The organism is Enterobacter sp. R4-368 (assembly GCF_000410515.1).
In the GTDB taxonomy this organism is placed as follows: Bacteria; Pseudomonadota; Gammaproteobacteria; order Enterobacterales; family Enterobacteriaceae; genus Kosakonia.
This window is the reverse complement of sequence record NC_021500.1, coordinates 2,853,634-2,871,519: the sequence shown is the minus strand read 5'-3', so window position 1 is coordinate 2,871,519 and position 17,886 is coordinate 2,853,634. Positions and strand designations below refer to the sequence as shown.

The following is a 17,886-nucleotide window of genomic DNA, read 5'->3' as shown; positions in this document are numbered from 1 at the left end:
GAGTCACGGTAGGAGTAGCCGACTATCGTGACATAGTCGGCTAATTACGGTTACAGTTATTCAGGTATTCTCAACTTTAATCCTGAACCCCAGTGCCATGAGTAATCCAAAATGAATGCCAAGTACATTCAAATAGACATTTTCAAATGTTCCTCGAACAATAACCCAGCCGATAAACGATACCATCAGTAACAGCACCGCCTGTGCTGTTATAATATTCGATCTGCTCGCCACAAATGCTCTATAGGCGTAGTTAATGGTGCTCAGCGTCAGGGTAATTAGCGCTAGCAAGCCAACAATACCTGCAGCAAACCAGATAGCCAAAAAGACATTATGGGGACCTAAAGACTGTTTATAAATCCATTCAGGATGGTTCTTGACCTGATCGTTATAAATGCGATGGAACAGGCTATTACCAAAGCCATAGCCCTTAATGGGGTTTTGCAGAATAAGTTCCAGTGCCGTTCCCTGTGTACCTCCGCCATAGCGGTTGCTGCTAGACGTTTGCTCCATTTTTTTTGTCAGTAGGTGCTCCTGAGTATGATCATAAGAGACCAGTGTTACTGCACCGCAAATTAATGCTGTCATACCCATAAAGGCCAGCATTTTTTCTTTATTAAAAGTAATGACAATTGCGCTCATTACCACTACTGAAAGCCATAAGCCACGCGTAAAAGTACCTAGCATAAATGTTATGGTGATCATTGTGGCGATAATTAAACAAGCCCAGTGTGTTAGGGTATTCTTTTTATAAATATACCAAAGGCTAAGAATAACCGGGAAGCATAAAACATAGCTATCAGAAAGGTCGCGATGAGTCATTTCAGTAAAGGGTATAATCCCCTGGCGATATTCATCAATATACATTAAAAGGTCTCGTGTACAGGTAATCACGAGGCCAGCAGCAATCGACAGCAGTATCATTTTGGCGATTTGAACCGCAGAATTTTTGTGTAAAACAATAGGTAGTACAAATGAGAAAAGTAAAATACTATTTAGTATGGGTTTATTCATACTGTCAAAGCTGATCTGCGAATCTATAGAAATAAATAGCGAATAAAATATTGTGAGAACAAAAAAAATAACACTAACAAAAAGATTGTTCTTTAGTGGAGCCAGAGCAAGGCGATAATTTTTGAATAAAAAATATATCGCCGTTGCAACCATTAAAATAACAGTCAAATTTTTAAATTTTGTCAATTCGGCTGTAAAGTTAAGCGCAATAAATAATCCCACCAAATAGAGTGGCAAGGATTCTTTTCTACTTCCATTAAAGAGCGAATTAAATACCATTCTTTTTATTCTCAATTACAGTAAGATATAAATTATAAAGTTCATTAGAAATATAGCTTGCAGTCAGATTTACCACTTTATTGAAAGAGGTCTTTCTGGCAAAATTATAGTCAAATCCATTTTGTAATTTTCCAATAGCACCGGAAAAAGAGGCCCAGTCCAGCGCATCGAAAACATATCCATTTATTCCAGTATCAATAAATTCTTTTCCTCCACATTTATCTGAAGTCAATACCGGTAATCCACAGGCCATCGCTTCCAGGATCGTATTCGGAAAAGGATCATAACGCGTTGGCTGAATTAAGGCGTCAGCCATTGCATAAAACGGAGCAGTCTCTTTCTGCACGCCCGCAAAAACCAGCCGTGATTCACAGCCCAGGATGCGGGCCTGTTTCTTATAACGCATGGACTTGCGGTCATTTCCTACCACCAATAGCCACGCAAGTGGATGTTCCGCAATCGCTCTGATTGCGACATCCAACCCCTTACGCTCAAAGCCGGAACCTACGAACAGCATTAATGTGGCATCTTGCGGGATGGCGTAGCGCTCACGCATTGGCTGGCGATGTACGGAAATCAACGATGGATTCCATATATTGGTATCGATACAGTTGTAAATCACATGGATCTTATTGGGATCAATAGCAAAGTGAGCGACAATCTCCGCTTTCACCATAGCTGAGTTACAAATCACTTTTTCCAACGCTGGATGTTCAAACATCGCTTTTTCCTGGCGAAGCTGATAGCGGTGGAAGCTGGAAAGTGATTGGACTAGCTTTTGTAGCGGATTCATCGTGCGTGAGCGAATGTTCAGCCATTCACGATGTACGCCGTCGCCAGCACGATAAATAGTACAGCCGGGAATGCGTTCATGGCTCTGTACAATATCAAATGCGGCAAAATGGCTCTGTGCTTCACGCGCGAAATTTATTTCGCGTTGTAGGCGATTTTTTGCCGGCGGGTCACAGGTAATGACATGATAATCTGTGCTGGAACCAGTTTCCCATTGACGAGTAATAATGCTGATATCTAAATCGCTTTTATCGCGCAGGGCACTTAATGCTCTGGAGACAAAGCGCTCGGCTCCCCCATCAGGTCGGTATTTTTGTCTGACAATAGCAAGCTTCATTGGCTAACCTGGATGGTATTTATTGCTTCAATCACCTGGCTTCTGGGTAGCTGCACCAGACAGTCGCAGATATGGCTATTGGCGCAGCCTGCTTGTCCGCAGGGACGACAGGGATGATGTTTAGAGGTTACAACTTCACTTTTAACCATCCATGGGCCCCATTCTTTGTCCCCGGTAGGCCCAAATAATGCTACCACTGGCGTTTGCATCGCTGCAGCAATGTGCATTGGCACCGAATCGACGCCGAAGAGCATATCTGCATGTTGAATTAAAGCGGCCAACTCCTTCAGGGACATGGTTCCGGACAGATCAAGAAATGGCGTGGTAACGAGGGCGCGAAGATCTTCCACCATCTTCATCTCTTCTTTTGACGGCGCGGCGCTCAGTACAACAGTTTTACCTTGGTGGCTGAGATATTCCATAATTGCGGCGACATCTTTAGTGTTCCAGCATTTGAACATCCAACGTGAAGTTGGATGGACTACAACGTAAGGTTGGTTCTGCCAGCCTGCGGCATATAGCTTATCTTTTACCCCTCGCTCTGCAGCTTCTCCGGCAACCAATACCAGCTTGCGTTCTTCTATCGTAGGCTGTAAACCCAGCACCCGAAGTGTATCCAGATGGCCTTCAACTGTATGACGAAGATGAATACGTTTGACTTGCTTCTGAAACTTTTTTCTCCAGAAAAACAACCGCTTTCTGTTTTCGTTGTAGAAGGTTACTCCATGGGGGATCCTACCGAGTTGGGCGAACCAGAAGCCGCGCATGCTTTCTGTCAAATGCAAAAGCAGATCATAGTGCTGACTTTTGATATGGCGAATAAGTGCTAGTTCTTTTAGAAAATGTCTCCACACACCAAGCTTTTTCCATTTACGGTCAATTATCAATACGTTATTAATCGCTGGGTGCAGGGTCAGCATATCAGCAGTTTCAGCATAGACGATAACGTCTATTTGGGCGTTAGGATAATGACGACGTAAGGTGGTGAAAATGGGTGATGTCAGTAGAACATCGCCGTGATGCCTCAGTTTGGTCACAAGAATACGTTTAAATTCAGGCATGAAAGTACCTAACTCGACATGATTAAATTATGTGTGCGTCTTTTAGCTGACGGAACACATCGCTGCCGGGCAGGTCATGTAATGACCGGCTGTCAGAAGGGCGACAGATTACCTGATTACGCCCATATCCGCCAATTAAACCAGGATCCGTTGGGCCATAAAGCGTGACGTTCGGCCTGTCCAGCGCAGCGGTAAGATGGCTTAAACCGGTATCAACCGAGACGACAAACCGCGCGCCTGCCAGTTCCCGCGCCACATTCTCAAGGCTCATCCGCGGCAAGACGTCGACAAAATCCAGCCCTTGCGCCAGCCGTTTCGCGCGGGCTTCTTCATGCGGCGCGCCCCACGGTAACTTTATGCGTAAGCCGCTGTCAGCCAGCAAATTAAGTAGCTCGCGCCAGTGCGCTTCCGGCCAGTGTTTATCATCGCGGGTGGTGGCGTGTAAGAACACGGCATAGGGCGAATGCGCCGCGTCGGCGACAGCAAAATGGCGGGCGATGGCGTAATCACCCTGCGTTTGCGGTTTGGTATAACCGAGGCTTTTGGCGAATAATTCGCGGGTGCGCTCAACCGCATGTTGCTGTTTAGCAATGTGGTGATGGCGATTGTAAAACAGGCTCGCTAAGGGCTCGCGCGCGGTGCGCCAGTCCATGCCGTGCTTCACACCATGCGCCAGTCGGGTGACCAGCGCGGCGCTTTTCACCAGCCCTTGCGCATCAATAATCGCGTCGTACCGCTCAGCCTGTACCGCCTGGCGAAAGGCTTTACGCTCGGCGGCAATGGGGGCGGAAAACCAGGCTTTGCGCCAGCGGCGGATCGCCACCGGAATAACGCGCTCGACGGCGGCGTGCCAGGCGGGGATCTGGGCGAAACCCTCTTCCACCACCCAGTCAAAACGGATGCCAGGAATCGCCTGCGCGGCGTCGGTGAGCGCGGGCAGCGTATGCAGCACATCACCCATCGACGAGGTTTTAACGATCAATACCCGCATCGGTTATCCTTCCGCGTCCAGCAACAGCGCGTTCAACTCTTCCAGTACGCGCTGCGGGGTAATGTCGATCAGACTCTGGTGATAGCCTTCAGCGGCGTCGCCTTTGCGCACTTTGTGGTAGCCGGAAATCAGGCGGATCACGCGGGCTTTGTGCGACAACGGCGGAGTGAAATCCGGGCTGCTTGGGCCGTAAAGCGCCACCAGCGGACGATTAAGCGCGGCGGCGACATGCATCAAACCGGAATCATTGGTAACGATCGCTTTACAGGCGGCAATTAGCACTACGGCTTGTTCCAGCTGCGTTTCACCGGCCAGATTGCGGCACCAGGCTTGCTGCTCGGTACTCAGCGAGGCCAGAATCTCGTTGCCCGCTTCGTGATCTTTCGCCGAACCAAACAGCAACACCTGGTAGCCTTCATCAATTAGTTGCTTGGCCAGTTCTGCGTAATGGTAGTGCGGCCAGCGTTTGGCCGGGCCGAATTCTGCGCCGGGGCAAAAACCAATCACCGGGCGTTCGGCAGAAATATCAAACGTCGCGCAAACTTGTAATTTCTCGCTGTCGTTAACCTGCAACTGCGGCCACAGCAGCGGCTGCGGCAGATCCTGCGCCGAGCGCATCACACCTTTGTCATAGGCCAGCGCCACATAGCGCTCCACCATTAACGGCCAGGCTTGTTTATCCAGTACGCGAGCGTCATTGAGCAGACCGTAACGCATTTCACCGCGCCAGCCGGTACGGTGCGGCACGTTGGCAAAGAACGGTACCAGCGCGGATTTAAACGAATTGGGCAGCACGTAGGCGCGGTCATAACGGCGCTCGCGCAGGCTGTGGCCCAGCTTACGGCGTGCGCCAATTTCCAGCGCACCGTGGCCGAGCGGCATTGGGATCGCTTCGTTGACTTCCGGCATGCGTGATAAAAGTGGACGGCACCACGCGGGTGCCATCACATCGATTATCGCCTGGGGAAAGCGCGCTTTAAGCGTGCGGTAAAGACTCTGCGACATCATCATGTCGCCGACCCAGGACGGGCCAATGACCAAAATTTTCATACTTACGCGTCGCGGTTCAGCCAGGCCATATACTCGGTTACGCCTTCGGCGACGGTTTTAAACGGTTTGTCGTAACCCGCCGCGCGCAGGTTGGTCAGATCCGCCTGGGTAAACGCCTGGTAGCGGCCTTTCAGTTTGTCCGGGAACGGAATGTATTCGATGCTGCCTTTTTTGTGGAAGGCCAGAGTGGCGTCGGCAACGGCCTGGAAAGATTCCGCGCGACCGGTACCCAGATTGTAGATACCGGAAACACCGTTTTCCCAGAACCACAGGTTGACCGCCGCAACATCGCCTACGTAGACGAAATCGCGTTTGAAGTTTTCGCTGCCTTCGAACAGTTTCGGGCTTTCGCCGTTGTTCAACTGGGTATTGAGATGGAAGGCCACGCTCGCCATGCTGCCTTTATGCCCTTCGCGCGGGCCATACACGTTGAAGTAGCGGAAGCCGACGATCGGGGAGTTCGCTTCCGGCAGGATGCCGCGCACATACTCGTCGAACAGCATTTTTGAGTAGCCGTAAACGTTAAGCGGCTTTTCGTATTCACGGGATTCGATAAAGTCCGAAGTACGGCCACCGTAAGTCGCGGCAGAAGATGCGTACAGGAACGGGATTTCGCGCTCCAGGCAGTAGTGCAGCAGCTCTTTGGAGTACTGATAGTTGTTATCCATCATGTACTTGCCATCCCACTCGGTGGTGGATGAACACGCACCTTCGTGGAATACGGCTTCAATATCACCGAACTCTTCACCAGACATAATCTGGATCAGAAAATCTTCTTTATCCATGTAGTCGGCAATGTGCAGGTCGACCAGATTGACGAATTTGGTGCCGTCTTTCAGGTTATCCACCACCAGAATATCGGTGATGCCTTTATCATTCAGGGCCTTAACGATGTTGCTACCGATAAAACCCGCGCCGCCGGTCACGATGATCATAACTGTACCTTTGAAAAGTGGAGCGTTGAGACGATCTCAGACACTAATGTCTCTTATCATATCATCACATTGACGACCCTTCAGCCATTCACCCAATGAACGATATGCCTATGCGTGATTTATGCTACAAAATGAAGAATGGATGCTGCGTCATCTCGTATCACCGTATACCTTTCGGTAATATGTGCCGAAATTTGCCCAGTCTGGAGAATTGCGATGCGTGGGGATTTTTATAAACAGTTAACGAACGACCTGGAAACCGCGCGTGCGGAAGGGTTGTTTAAAGAAGAACGCATTATTACGTCGGCCCAGCAGGCTGATATCACCGTGGCCAATGGCGACCATGTTATTAACTTCTGCGCCAATAACTATCTTGGCCTTGCCAACCACCCTGATTTGATTGCTGCCGCGAAAGCCGGTATGGACAGCCACGGCTTTGGTATGGCCTCCGTGCGCTTTATCTGTGGTACGCAAGATAGCCACAAAGCGCTGGAGAAGAAGCTGGCCGATTTCCTCGGTATGGAAGATTCCATTCTCTACTCCTCCTGCTTTGATGCGAACGGCGGCCTGTTTGAAACGCTGCTTGGCGCGGAAGACGCCATTATTTCCGACGCGCTGAACCATGCTTCTATTATCGACGGTGTGCGTTTGTGTAAAGCGAAGCGCTATCGCTACGCTAATAACGATATGCAGGAGCTGGAAGCCCGCCTGAAAGAGGCGCGTGAAGCGGGCGCGCGTCATGTACTGATTGCGACCGATGGCGTGTTTTCCATGGACGGCGTGATCGCTAACCTGCAAGGCGTGTGCGATCTGGCGGATAAATATGACGCGCTGGTGATGGTCGATGACTCTCACGCGGTCGGTTTTGTTGGCGTGAATGGTCGCGGTACGCATGAATATTGCGACGTGATGGGGCGGGTGGACATCATCACCGGCACGCTCGGCAAAGCGCTTGGCGGCGCGTCCGGCGGTTACACCGCGGCGCGTAAAGAGGTGGTGGAGTGGCTGCGTCAGCGTTCCCGCCCGTATCTTTTCTCCAACTCACTGGCACCCGCCATTGTTGCCGCGTCCATTAAAGTGCTGGAAATGCTTGAGTCCGGTGCTGAGCTGCGCGATCGCCTGTGGGCAAATGCCCGTCTGTTCCGCGAAAGGATGACCGCCGCAGGCTTTACGCTGGCAGGGGCAGACCACGCCATTATCCCGGTGATGCTGGGCGATGCAGTGGTGGCGCAAAACTTCGCACGTGAGCTGCAAAAAGAGGGGATTTACGTCACCGGTTTCTTCTTCCCGGTGGTGCCAAAAGGTCAGGCGCGTATCCGCACACAGATGTCTGCGGCGCATACGCCTGAACAAATTGAGCGTGCGGTTGCTGCCTTTACCCGCATTGGTAAACAACTGGGTGTGATTGCCTGAGGGCGTGAAATGAAAGCGTTATCCAAACTGAAAGCAGAAGAAGGCATCTGGATGACCGACGTACCGGAGCCGGATGTTGGTCATAACGATCTGCTGATTAAAATTCGCAAAACCGCGATTTGTGGCACTGACGTGCACATCTACAACTGGGACGACTGGTCGCAAAAAACCATTCCTGTACCGATGGTCGTCGGCCATGAATATGTCGGCGAAGTGGTGGGCATCGGCCAGGAAGTGAAAGGTTTTAAAATTGGCGATCGCGTTTCCGGTGAAGGCCATATTACCTGTGGTCATTGCCGTAACTGCCGCGCCGGGCGTACGCATCTGTGCCGTAACACCACGGGTGTGGGCGTCAACCGTCCGGGCTGTTTTGCCGAATACCTGGTGATCCCGGCGTTCAACGCTTTCAAAATCCCCGACAATATATCTGACGATTTGGCGTCGATTTTCGATCCGTTTGGTAACGCGGTGCACACGGCGCTCTCCTTTGATTTGGTGGGAGAAGATGTGCTGGTCTCCGGCGCAGGCCCGATTGGTATTATGGCCGCAGCGGTGGCAAAACACGTTGGTGCACGCCATGTGGTTATCACCGATGTGAATGAGTACCGCCTCGATCTGGCGCGCAAAATGGGTGTTACCCGCGCGGTTAACGTCGCCAAAGAGAATCTGGCGGATGTGATGGCAGAACTGGGTATGACCGAAGGGTTCGACGTGGGTCTGGAGATGTCCGGTGCGCCGCCAGCGTTTCGCACGATGCTCGACACCATGAACCACGGCGGCCGTATTGCGATGCTGGGGATTCCGCCGTCCGATATGTCTATCGACTGGACTAAAGTCATCTTCAAAGGGCTGTTTATCAAAGGCATTTACGGTCGTGAGATGTTCGAAACCTGGTATAAGATGGCGGCGTTAATCCAGTCTGGTCTGGATCTTTCGCCGATTATTACCCATCGTTTCAGCATCAACGAGTTCCAGCAGGGCTTCGACGCGATGCGCTCGGGGCAGTCCGGCAAAGTGATTCTGAGCTGGGATTAGCTCATTGAGCCGGGCCGTATCCTGAGCGGCCTGGCTTCTTTTGCTCCAGGCTTTATCATATACTCGTAGCGTTAATAATGGTGAGAACTGGAATGCCAAATGAGCACGGCTAAGATAGATGTAAGTATCGTTATTCCTGTTTATAACGGTGGCGATACTTTAGGCCCGATGATAGAAAAAATCCTCCGTGAAAAAAGGATTAATCTGGAAGTCATTATTGTTAATGATGGTTCCACAGACAACACCGCTGAAATACTGCAGACCTTTAACGATCCACGTCTTATTGTGGTTCATCAGACGAATCAGGGCGTTTATGCTGCCCGTAATGCTGGCATTGCCGTCCGTCGTGGAGACTGGCTTATTCTGTTAGATGCTGATGACGATTTTACTGACGATATGATTGTGGATCGTTTCCGGCAAGCAAACCTCCACGATGTAGATGTCTATATCGCCAACGGCTGGCGCAATGAGCAGCGAGAGGGGGATTTCAGCAATACAATCCATCATCATCAGCCTTACAATAAAACTATCAAAGGCTTTAGTTGGATTAACCACGTGGTCGGCGTTCGTGAGTGGCCGCATTATCTATGGCTGCAAATTGTCAGGTCTGAATATATCAATCAGCTACAGCTAACTTTTCAGTTGGGAAGCAGCCACAAAGATATTTTGTGGACCACAGAGCTGGCATTAGGTAATGGGCGTTTTTATATTTCCGATAAGCCTGACTATGTTTACTGTGATAATCATAATTCCATTACCCACAGCAAGAAATATTTCGATTCGCGCACTCTTAGCTATATTGGGGTAATAAGCCAACTGATTCGCTGGGCGAACGAGTCACGGTACCATGAGGTGAAACGAGCGCTGCTAATTCATTCATTAGAAGAAGCCCGCCATTTCTTCGGTATGTATCGTAAAAAGACCAAAGATAAACCGTATGCGAGGGCGCAATTTTTTCAGCATATTCGCTTTGTGGATCTGCTTAAAGGCGTTAATAGTGGGCGTAAGATGTGGTTCCTGCTACGGCTTTATATGGCATTTGTGCGATCATAAAGACAGTAGGTCTTTACTGTCAGCCCCAATCCCATCAATGGGTGGATTTTTATTACTTCCACCCTTGCCACTGATTCTGCATATAACGCACCAGCGTACTCTCGCCAACACTTTCACTGATTACGCCAAAGAAGCGGCTGACATAAACCGGTTCAAGTTTGTGCTTCGCTTTACACAGTTTTGCGCCGCGAAACGGATTACGCGGTGGCTGAACGGTACCGCCTGGTGGTGTGGCGTTGGGCGTTGAGGTATCTGTCTGCGGTTCATTGAGCAGATCGCTCGGGCGCACCAGCGTAATATCCGCCGGCAAATTGTAGAGAGACTGTTGCAGAACACGAACAGTGGCGGGATGCGGGTGACCAATAGCAATGGCGGAACCATTGCGACGCGCTAACTGTACGGCTCGGTCAAACTGACGGCGGATATCGCCTTCGTTTTGCGTATCGTCGAGGAACACCTTGCGCTTAATGACTTTTACCCCGGTGCCGGAAGCGGCGCGCAGCGCCTGGCTATTGCCGATAGTCATGCTATCAAGGAAATAGAGGTTATAGCGCTCCAGCGCCTGCATCACTTTCTGCATGCCAAACAGACTGGACGTCATGGCGCTACCCATATGGTTATTCAGCCCGACGGCATACGGCACTTTGTTGACTGCATCGCTGATGATGCGCTCAATCTCTGCGCTACTCATCTCCGGGCGCAGCGTGTCTTTTTCCAGCGGCTGTTTACTCAGCGGTGCCATTGGAAGATGGATCAACACTTCATGGCCACTGTTGTGCGCTTTGGTCGCCATTTCGCGAGCATGCGTTGCATTGGGCAGCACCGCGACGGAGACCGCCTGCGGCATGGCCAGCACCTGGTTTTCAGTTTGTGGGCGGTAGCCGAAATCGTCGATCACGATGGCCAGTTTCCCGGCAAATACCGGAGCGGAAAACGCCAGCGCACTGGCGAGCGTCAAAACAATACGACGAAATTGAAGCAAACCTTATCTTCCCAACCACGGCTGTGGATTGACCGCCTGACCCTGACGGCGAATTTCGAAATAGAGTGAAGGCCGGCCCTGACCGCCACTGCTCCCTACGAGGGCTATCGGCTGACCGGCGCGAACCTGGGTGCCTACGCTCACCAGCGCACTCTGGTTGTAACCGTAAAGGCTCATGTCGCCCTTGCCGTGTTCAACCACTACCACCAGGCCATAGCCTTGCAGCCAGTCGGCGAGGATCACACGCCCGTCGGCGATAGCTTTCACTTCACTGCCTTCAGACGCGCCGATAACAATCCCTTTCCAACGTAGCTCACCCTGCAGTTGTTCGCCATAACGATGCAGTAACGGGCCGCGAACCGGCCAGACGGCCTGGCCAGACGGCGAACCTAAACCGCCGGTGCGGGACATCAGTGAGCGTTCGCTCTCGGTAGGTTTATACGTGGTGCCTTTGCGGCTGGCTTCATTCTGGCGGTCACGCACGGCTTGCGCTTCGCGGGCTTCACGTTCGGCACGGGCTTTAGCTGCCGCTTCCGCGCGGGCGAGGCGATCGCGCAAGCGAGATTCGTTGGCGCGCATTTCACTGAGCTGTTGCTGGCCTTCCTGAATGGAGGATTCCAGACCAGAAAGAGTTTTCTGCCGCTCACTGCGTGCTTGTTCAAGTTTGGCCTGCTGCGCTTTTTGCTCATACAGCAGCGTTTGTTGCTGGCTCTGCTTCTCTTCCAGCTCGGATTTTTGCGTGGCGACCTCTTCGCGTGTCTGTTTCAACTGAGCGATGGTTTCCTGTCGCGCCTGGTTGAGATAACCAAAATAGGCCTGCAAACGCTGGCCGCGCTGGCTCTCTTCACCGCTCAGAATCAACTGGATCCCGGTGTGTGGCCCCTGGCGGAACGCCGCATCAAGCTGCGCCGCCAGGTTGTGTTCCTGCGTGGTGCGCTGACGTTCCAGTTTGGCAATCGAGGCGTTCATCTCGGCGATCTGCTTATTGAGCTGGGCGAGGGTGTTTTGTGTTTCCCGCAGCTGGCGAGTGGCGGCAGAGATGGCTTCTTCCTGTGCCTTTAACTGGGCAAGAAGGCCCGCGCGTTGCTGTTGTTGCTGGCGTACCGCGCGCTCTTTTTCAGCGATATCGGCCTGAATAGATTTGAGCTGATCGCGGTCATCCGCGTGGGCGGAAACGGCGCACAGCAATGCGCCAGCGCTGAGTGCGCTGGCGCAAAGAAAGGGTCGGAGCCCGACCCATGTAATTGAAAAAATCGCCTTTCCCCTCATGGGGAGCGATTATTCCACGATGAACAGCGGCTTACCAGTCATCTCTTGCGGGATTTCCATGCCCATCAGCGTCAGCATAGTCGGCGCGATGTCGGAAAGTTTACCGCCGGAAACGGCTTTCAGCGCTTTGTCGCCAACATAGATCAGCGGCACCGGCAGGTTGGTATGCGCAGTGTGTGCCTGACCGGTTGACGGGTCACGCATCTGCTCGGCGTTACCGTGGTCGGCGGTGATCAGCATCTGGCCACCTACGGATTCTACCGCTTTGCTCACCTCTGCAACACAGTGATCCAGCGCTTCAACAGCGGCGACAGCAGCTTCAAACACGCCGGTATGACCGACCATATCACCGTTCGGGTAGTTACAAATAATGGTGTCGTACTTCCCGCTGGTGATCGCACCCACCAGTTTCTCGGTCAGCTCTGCGGAGCTCATTTCCGGTTGCAGATCGTAAGTCGCCACTTTCGGCGAGTTGATCAGTATGCGGTCTTCGCCCGGGAACGGCTCTTCTACGCCGCCGTTAAAGAAGAAGGTGACGTGGGCATATTTTTCCGTTTCGGAAATACGCAATTGAGTTTTGTTGTGCTTCGCCATCCACTCACCGAGCGTATTCGCCAGAGAAGCCGGTGGATAGGCGACGGCAGTTTTGATGTCGGCGGCATATTCGGTCAGCATAACGAAATCGCCCAGCTTAACCACTTTCTTACGTGCGAAACCGTCGAAGTCTGCGTTAACGAACGCGCGGGTAATTTCACGAGCGCGGTCGGCGCGGAAGTTCATGAAAATCAGCGCATCGCCATCTTCCATTGCCGCATCGGGCTGGCCTGCGGCGCGAATAACCGTCGCTTTTACAAACTCGTCATTTTCGTCGCGAGCGTAAGCCGCTTGCAGACCCGCAACGGCGCTATCAAAGGTGAACTCGCCTTTGGCCTCGGTCATCAGGTTGTAAGCTTGTTCCACGCGATCCCAGCGGTTGTCACGATCCATCGCATAGTAACGACCAATAATGCTCGCAACACGGCCTTTACCCAGCGCGGCGAACTTGTCTTCGAATTTTTTCAGCGAGGATTCAGCGCTGCGCGGCGGCGTGTCACGCCCATCGAGGAAAGCGTGCAGATAGATTTTTTCCGCACCGCGTTCTGCGGCCAGTTCCACCATCGCCATAATATGATCTTCATGGCTGTGCACGCCGCCTGCGGAGAGCAGACCCATAATGTGCACGGCTTTGCCAGCGGCAACCGCTTTGTCTACCGCACCGGCCAGTACCGGGTTGCTAAAGAACGTACGCTCTTTGATCTCTTTATCCAGGCGAGTCAGATCCTGGTAAACAATACGTCCTGCACCCAGGTTAACGTGGCCGACTTCGGAGTTGCCCATCTGGCGATCCGGCAGGCCGACTTCGAGGCCTGACGCGTCAATCAGCGTATGCGGGCGGGTTGCCCACAGTTTGTCCATCACCGGGGTTTTAGCGTTGAAAATAGCGTTATCCTGCTGGTCTTCACGGTAGCCGTAGCCATCCAGAATCACCAGTACCATAGGTTTTTTAGAAACCGACATTGCGACAACCTCATGCTCAGAAGACAAAAAATTTGCGTAATTTTACTACAGCTGAATCGATAAAATAGCCGCAGAAGATCAAAGAAAGCGGCTGACCAGCCCCTTGTTTGCGCAGCGAGTCTTTATTTTTTTTGTAACACTCCGCAGAAAATGCATTCCGTCGCGCTGGCTGGCTGTATTTGCCCCACTGCGCAGGTATACTCCTTGCTGGTTTTTAATCACTAAGTCCGGAGTTGTAACCCCAGATGCAAGAAATTATGCAATTTATTGGCCGCAACCCAATCCTGTGTATCGCCTGGATTGCGTTGTTCGGTGCTGTGCTGTTTACCACTTTCAAGGGCATTGCGTCTAAAGTGAAAGTGATTTCTCGCGGCGAAGCTACGCGCCTCATTAATAAAGAAGATGCCGTGGTAGTGGACTTACGCCAGCGTGATGATTTCCGTAAAGGTCACATCGCAGGCGCGGTGAATTTGCTGCCAAACGAGATCAAAGCCAATAATGTAGGTGAGCTTGAAAAACACAAAAGCGCGCCGATTATCGTTGTTGATGGTACCGGCATGCAGGCCCAGACCCCGGCGAACGAGCTGGTGAAAGCTGGTTTCGAGAAGGTCTTTGTGCTGAAAGACGGTATCTCTGGCTGGATGGGCGAAAACCTGCCGTTAGTTCGCGGTAAATAATTTACCCACGGGTAAACATCGGAGAAGAGATATGGCCAATATTGAGATCTACACGAAAGCGACTTGCCCGTTTTGCCACCGCGCAAAAGCGCTGCTGAACAGCAAAGGTGTTGCTTTTGCTGAGCTGCCGATCGACGGTGATATGGTAAAACGCGAAGAGATGATTCAACGTAGTGGCCGTACGACGGTTCCGCAGATTTTCATTGATGCGCAGCACATTGGCGGCTGCGACGATTTATATGCGCTGGACGCGCGTGGCGGGCTGGATCCGCTGTTGCGTTAATGCTTTTAGAGCACTACAACACTTAAGGGTTATTCACTCATGTCTGAACAAAACAACACCGAAATGACTTTCCAGATTCAGCGTATCTACACGAAAGATATCTCTTTCGAAGCGCCGAATGCGCCACACATCTTCCAGAAAGAGTGGCAGCCGGAAGTGAAACTGGATCTCGACACCGCCTCCACCCAACTGGCGGAAGGTGTTTATGAAGTGGTTCTGCGCGTTACCGTGACCGCTTCTCTGGGCGAAGAAACTGGCTTCCTGTGCGAAGTACAGCAGGGCGGTATCTTCTCTATCGACGGTATCGAAGGAACGCAGATGGCGCACTGCCTGGGTGCATACTGCCCGAACATTCTGTTCCCGTATGCCCGCGAGTGCATCACCAGCCTGGTTTCCCGCGGTACTTTCCCGCAACTGAACCTTGCGCCAGTGAATTTTGATGCGCTGTTCATGAACTACCTGCAACAGCAGACTGGCGAAGGTGCCGAACAACATCAGGATGCCTGATGAACGCACTTAATGCTGCAATGACTGTGATCGGTGCCGGCTCTTACGGCACCGCTCTTGCCATCACGCTGGCAAGAAATGGCCACCCGGTTGTGCTGTGGGGCCATGACCCAAAACATATCGCGACCCTGCAACACGACCGTTGCAACGCCGCGTTCCTCCCCGATGTGCCTTTCCCCGACACGCTGCAATTAGAGAGCGATCTTGCCCGCGCGCTTTCCGCCAGCCGTAATATCCTGGTGGTGGTGCCAAGCCACGTCTTTGGCGATGTGCTGGCGCAAATCAAGCCGCTCATGCGCGATGACGCGCGTATCGTCTGGGCGACAAAAGGGCTGGAAGCCGAAACCGGGCGTCTGCTCGAAGAGGTGGCGCGCGAAGTGTTAGGCCCGGATATTCCGCTGGCGGTGATTTCCGGCCCGACATTTGCCAAAGAGCTGGCGGCGGGTCTGCCAACGGCGATTTCCCTCGCTTCTGCGGATCCCCAGTTCGCTGAGGATTTACAGCAGCTCCTTCACTGCGGCAAAAGTTTCCGCGTCTACAGCAACCCGGATTTCATCGGCGTGCAACTGGGCGGCGCGGTGAAAAACGTCATTGCGATTGGCGCGGGCATGTCCGACGGCATTGGCTTTGGCGCCAATGCGCGTACAGCGCTGATCACCCGTGGTTTGACCGAAATGTCACGTCTCGGTGCCGCGCTGGGTGCCGATCCTGCCACCTTTATGGGCATGGCGGGTTTAGGCGATTTAGTGCTGACTTGTACCGACAACCAGTCGCGCAACCGCCGCTTCGGCATGATGCTTGGCCAGGGCATGGACGTACAAAGCGCCCAGGACAAGATTGGCCAGGTGGTCGAAGGTTACCGCAATACCAAAGAAGTGCGCGCACTGGCGCACCGGTTTGGCGTCGAAATGCCAATAACCGAGGAAATTTATCAGGTATTGTATTGCGGAAAAAATGCGCGCGAGGCAGCATTGACCCTATTAGGTCGTGCCCGCAAGGAAGAGCACTAACCCCTTAGTCGCAGGGACTCTTTTTGAACTCACGATAAGGCTGGCGCAGACCAGCCTGTCGTCTTATCACGTCTGGAGTAAGCAATGCCGTGTGAAGAACTGGATCTGGTCTGGAAAAATATCAAAGCCGAAGCCCGGGCACTGGCGGAATGTGAGCCAATGCTGGCCAGTTTTTACCACGCGACATTACTCAAGCATGAAAACCTCGGCAGCGCACTGAGCTATATGCTGGCGAACAAGCTTGCCTCGCCGATTATGCCCGCGATTGCCATTCGTGAAGTCGTCGAAGAAGCCTATGCTGCCGACCCGGAAATGATCGCCTCCGCCGCCTGTGATATCCAGGCCGTGCGCACGCGCGACCCGGCGGTGGATAAATATTCCACGCCGCTACTCTATCTGAAAGGTTTCCATGCGTTACAGGCATACCGTATTGGGCACTGGTTGTGGACGCAGGGGCGCGAGGCGCTGGCGATTTTCCTGCAAAACCAGGTGTCGGTCAGTTTCCAGGTCGATATTCACCCGGCGGCGCGAATTGGCCGTGGGATTATGCTCGACCACGCAACAGGCATCGTGGTGGGCGAAACGGCAGTCATTGAAGATGACGTGTCGATCCTGCAATCGGTCACGCTTGGCGGGACCGGCAAAACCAGCGGCGATCGCCATCCGAAAATCCGCGAAGGGGTGATGATTGGCGCAGGTGCCAAAATTCTCGGCAACATCGAAGTGGGCCGTGGGGCGAAAATTGGCGCGGGTTCGGTGGTATTGCAACCGGTGCCGCCGCATACCACGGCAGCAGGCGTGCCGGCGCGGATTGTCGGCAAGCCGGAAAGCGACAAACCGTCAATGGATATGGATCAGCATTTCAACGGGATCAACCACGGGTTCGAGTACGGCGACGGGATTTAATTGCGTGGCTATTTTACTCGCCAGTCTGAACCAGAGCCGTGCGCGAAACGCGACAGCGCGTTGAACATCCGCAGGAGGCGCGAAGCAAATAATCCCCAGGATTCTGTGTTCGCGCCGGTTTTCTTCGCTGCGCGTTTCGCCAGTAGCGCAGAAAAATAAATGCGTCCGTCATGACAGGCATCGCTATCCGCAGGTCGGATAACGTGTTGACGTCGCCCGTTAATTTCCCTTCAGCTACGCAGCACCGCGCCCGGGTAACCGAGCTGGCGCCAGGCTTCATATACCACCACTGACACTGCGTTTGACAGGTTCATGCTGCGGCTGTCCGGCATCATCGGAATGCGGATTTTTTGCTCTGGCGGCAGTGCGTCAAGGATAGTCGCTGGCAGGCCGCGCGTTTCCGGGCCAAACATCAAATAATCACCATCCTGGTAGCTCACCGCACTGTGTGCTGGCGTCCCTTTAGTAGTGAGGGCAAATAAGCGTTGCGGCTGTTCGGCGTCGACAAACGCGGCGTAATCGTGATGGCGTTTTACTGCGGCGAACTCATGGTAGTCCAGCCCTGCGCGGCGCAGGCGCTTGTCGTCCCAGGTGAAGCCCATCGGTTCAATGATATGCAGACGAAAACCGGTATTGGCGCATAAGCGGATGATATTCCCGGTATTTGGCGGGATTTCAGGTTCGAATAAAACGATGTTTAACATACTGCCCCCTTAATAGCGGGGGCAGGATAGC

General features: G+C 52.6%; 18 protein-coding genes. 8 read left to right on the top strand and 10 right to left on the bottom strand.

All coding sequences use genetic code 11. The annotated features are described in order from the left end of the window. Positions 1 to 60: 60 nt before the first annotated feature. The 6 genes from rfaL to rfaD are packed head-to-tail and all read right to left on the bottom strand — an operon-like array spanning position 61 to position 6,459. Complete coding sequence (gene rfaL / locus H650_RS13480) at positions 61 to 1,293, bottom strand: O-antigen ligase RfaL (RefSeq protein WP_020455744.1); 1,233 nt, start codon at positions 1,291 to 1,293, stop codon at positions 61 to 63. After that, entirely contained in the window at positions 1,283 to 2,422 is a 1,140-nt protein-coding gene (locus tag H650_RS13475) for a glycosyltransferase family 4 protein (protein ID WP_020455743.1), read from the bottom strand. Before H650_RS13475 ends, rfaL begins: the two co-directional genes overlap by 11 nt. Then, positions 2,419 to 3,483 (bottom strand): putative lipopolysaccharide heptosyltransferase III, encoded by a 1,065-nt coding sequence (gene rfaQ, locus H650_RS13470; protein ID WP_020455742.1) that lies wholly within the window; start codon positions 3,481 to 3,483, stop codon positions 2,419 to 2,421. The genes H650_RS13475 and rfaQ overlap by 4 nt, the downstream gene beginning before the upstream one ends. A 22-nt stretch (positions 3,484 to 3,505) precedes the next feature. Further along, the gene (gene rfaC / locus H650_RS13465) at positions 3,506 to 4,474 is read right to left on the bottom strand and encodes a lipopolysaccharide heptosyltransferase RfaC (protein ID WP_020455741.1); all 969 of its coding nucleotides are present in this window, start codon (positions 4,472 to 4,474) and stop codon (positions 3,506 to 3,508) included. A gap of 3 nt (positions 4,475 to 4,477) precedes the next feature. Then, the gene (gene rfaF / locus H650_RS13460) at positions 4,478 to 5,524 is read right to left on the bottom strand and encodes an ADP-heptose--LPS heptosyltransferase RfaF (RefSeq protein ID WP_020455740.1); all 1,047 of its coding nucleotides are present in this window, start codon (positions 5,522 to 5,524) and stop codon (positions 4,478 to 4,480) included. Positions 5,525 to 5,526: 2 nt separating this feature from the next. Continuing rightward, positions 5,527 to 6,459, bottom strand: a complete 933-nt coding sequence (gene rfaD, locus H650_RS13455) for an ADP-glyceromanno-heptose 6-epimerase (RefSeq protein WP_017458185.1) — start codon at positions 6,457 to 6,459, stop codon at positions 5,527 to 5,529. 216 nt (positions 6,460 to 6,675) lie between these two features. Here rfaD and kbl point away from each other — a divergent pair, with 216 nt between their 5' ends. The 3 genes from kbl (at position 6,676) to H650_RS13440 (ending at position 9,960) form a co-directional block, all read left to right on the top strand. Further along, complete coding sequence (gene kbl, locus H650_RS13450; RefSeq protein WP_020455739.1) at positions 6,676 to 7,872, top strand: glycine C-acetyltransferase; 1,197 nt, start codon at positions 6,676 to 6,678, stop codon at positions 7,870 to 7,872. Positions 7,873 to 7,881: 9 nt separating this feature from the next. Next, positions 7,882 to 8,907: an L-threonine 3-dehydrogenase gene (gene tdh / locus H650_RS13445; protein ID WP_020455738.1), complete on the top strand. Its 1,026-nt coding sequence runs from the start codon at positions 7,882 to 7,884 to the stop codon at positions 8,905 to 8,907. A 99-nt stretch (positions 8,908 to 9,006) separates the two neighbouring features. Beyond that, on the top strand, positions 9,007 to 9,960 hold the full coding sequence (locus tag H650_RS13440) for a glycosyltransferase (RefSeq protein WP_020455737.1): 954 nt from the start codon (positions 9,007 to 9,009) through the stop codon (positions 9,958 to 9,960). A 52-nt stretch (positions 9,961 to 10,012) separates the two neighbouring features. Here H650_RS13440 and H650_RS13435 read toward each other — a convergent pair whose 3' ends face one another. From H650_RS13435 to gpmM, 3 genes are read right to left on the bottom strand one after another with little or no spacing between them, the layout of a single operon-like run. After that, complete coding sequence (locus H650_RS13435) at positions 10,013 to 10,942, bottom strand: divergent polysaccharide deacetylase family protein (RefSeq protein ID WP_020455736.1); 930 nt, start codon at positions 10,940 to 10,942, stop codon at positions 10,013 to 10,015. Between the two features lie 3 nt (positions 10,943 to 10,945). Beyond that, positions 10,946 to 12,211, bottom strand: coding sequence for a murein hydrolase activator EnvC (envC, locus tag H650_RS13430; protein WP_044489525.1), 1,266 nt, complete (start codon positions 12,209 to 12,211; stop codon positions 10,946 to 10,948). 9 nt (positions 12,212 to 12,220) lie between these two features. After that, complete coding sequence (gpmM, locus tag H650_RS13425; RefSeq protein WP_020455734.1) at positions 12,221 to 13,768, bottom strand: 2,3-bisphosphoglycerate-independent phosphoglycerate mutase; 1,548 nt, start codon at positions 13,766 to 13,768, stop codon at positions 12,221 to 12,223. A 245-nt stretch (positions 13,769 to 14,013) separates the two neighbouring features. Here gpmM and H650_RS13420 point away from each other — a divergent pair, with 245 nt between their 5' ends. From H650_RS13420 to cysE, 5 genes are all read left to right on the top strand, one after another. Next, a complete protein-coding gene (locus H650_RS13420) occupies positions 14,014 to 14,445 on the top strand; it encodes a rhodanese-like domain-containing protein (RefSeq protein ID WP_017458191.1) in 432 nt (143 codons plus the stop codon). A 31-nt stretch (positions 14,446 to 14,476) separates the two neighbouring features. Then, entirely contained in the window at positions 14,477 to 14,728 is a 252-nt protein-coding gene (gene grxC / locus H650_RS13415) for a glutaredoxin 3 (RefSeq protein WP_020455733.1), read from the top strand. Positions 14,729 to 14,767: 39 nt separating this feature from the next. Then, positions 14,768 to 15,235, top strand: a complete 468-nt coding sequence (gene secB / locus H650_RS13410) for a protein-export chaperone SecB (protein ID WP_017458193.1) — start codon at positions 14,768 to 14,770, stop codon at positions 15,233 to 15,235. After that, positions 15,235 to 16,245, top strand: a complete 1,011-nt coding sequence (gene gpsA / locus H650_RS13405; protein ID WP_017458194.1) for an NAD(P)H-dependent glycerol-3-phosphate dehydrogenase — start codon at positions 15,235 to 15,237, stop codon at positions 16,243 to 16,245. The genes secB and gpsA overlap by 1 nt, the downstream gene beginning before the upstream one ends. Before the next feature lie 84 nt (positions 16,246 to 16,329). Beyond that, a complete protein-coding gene (cysE, locus tag H650_RS13400) occupies positions 16,330 to 17,151 on the top strand; it encodes a serine O-acetyltransferase (RefSeq protein WP_017458195.1) in 822 nt (273 codons plus the stop codon). A gap of 230 nt (positions 17,152 to 17,381) precedes the next feature. Here the strand turns inward: cysE and trmL are convergent, their stop codons facing one another. Continuing rightward, entirely contained in the window at positions 17,382 to 17,855 is a 474-nt protein-coding gene (trmL, locus tag H650_RS13395) for a tRNA (uridine(34)/cytosine(34)/5-carboxymethylaminomethyluridine(34)-2'-O)-methyltransferase TrmL (protein ID WP_020455732.1), read from the bottom strand. Between the last annotated feature and the right edge of the window lie 31 nt (positions 17,856 to 17,886).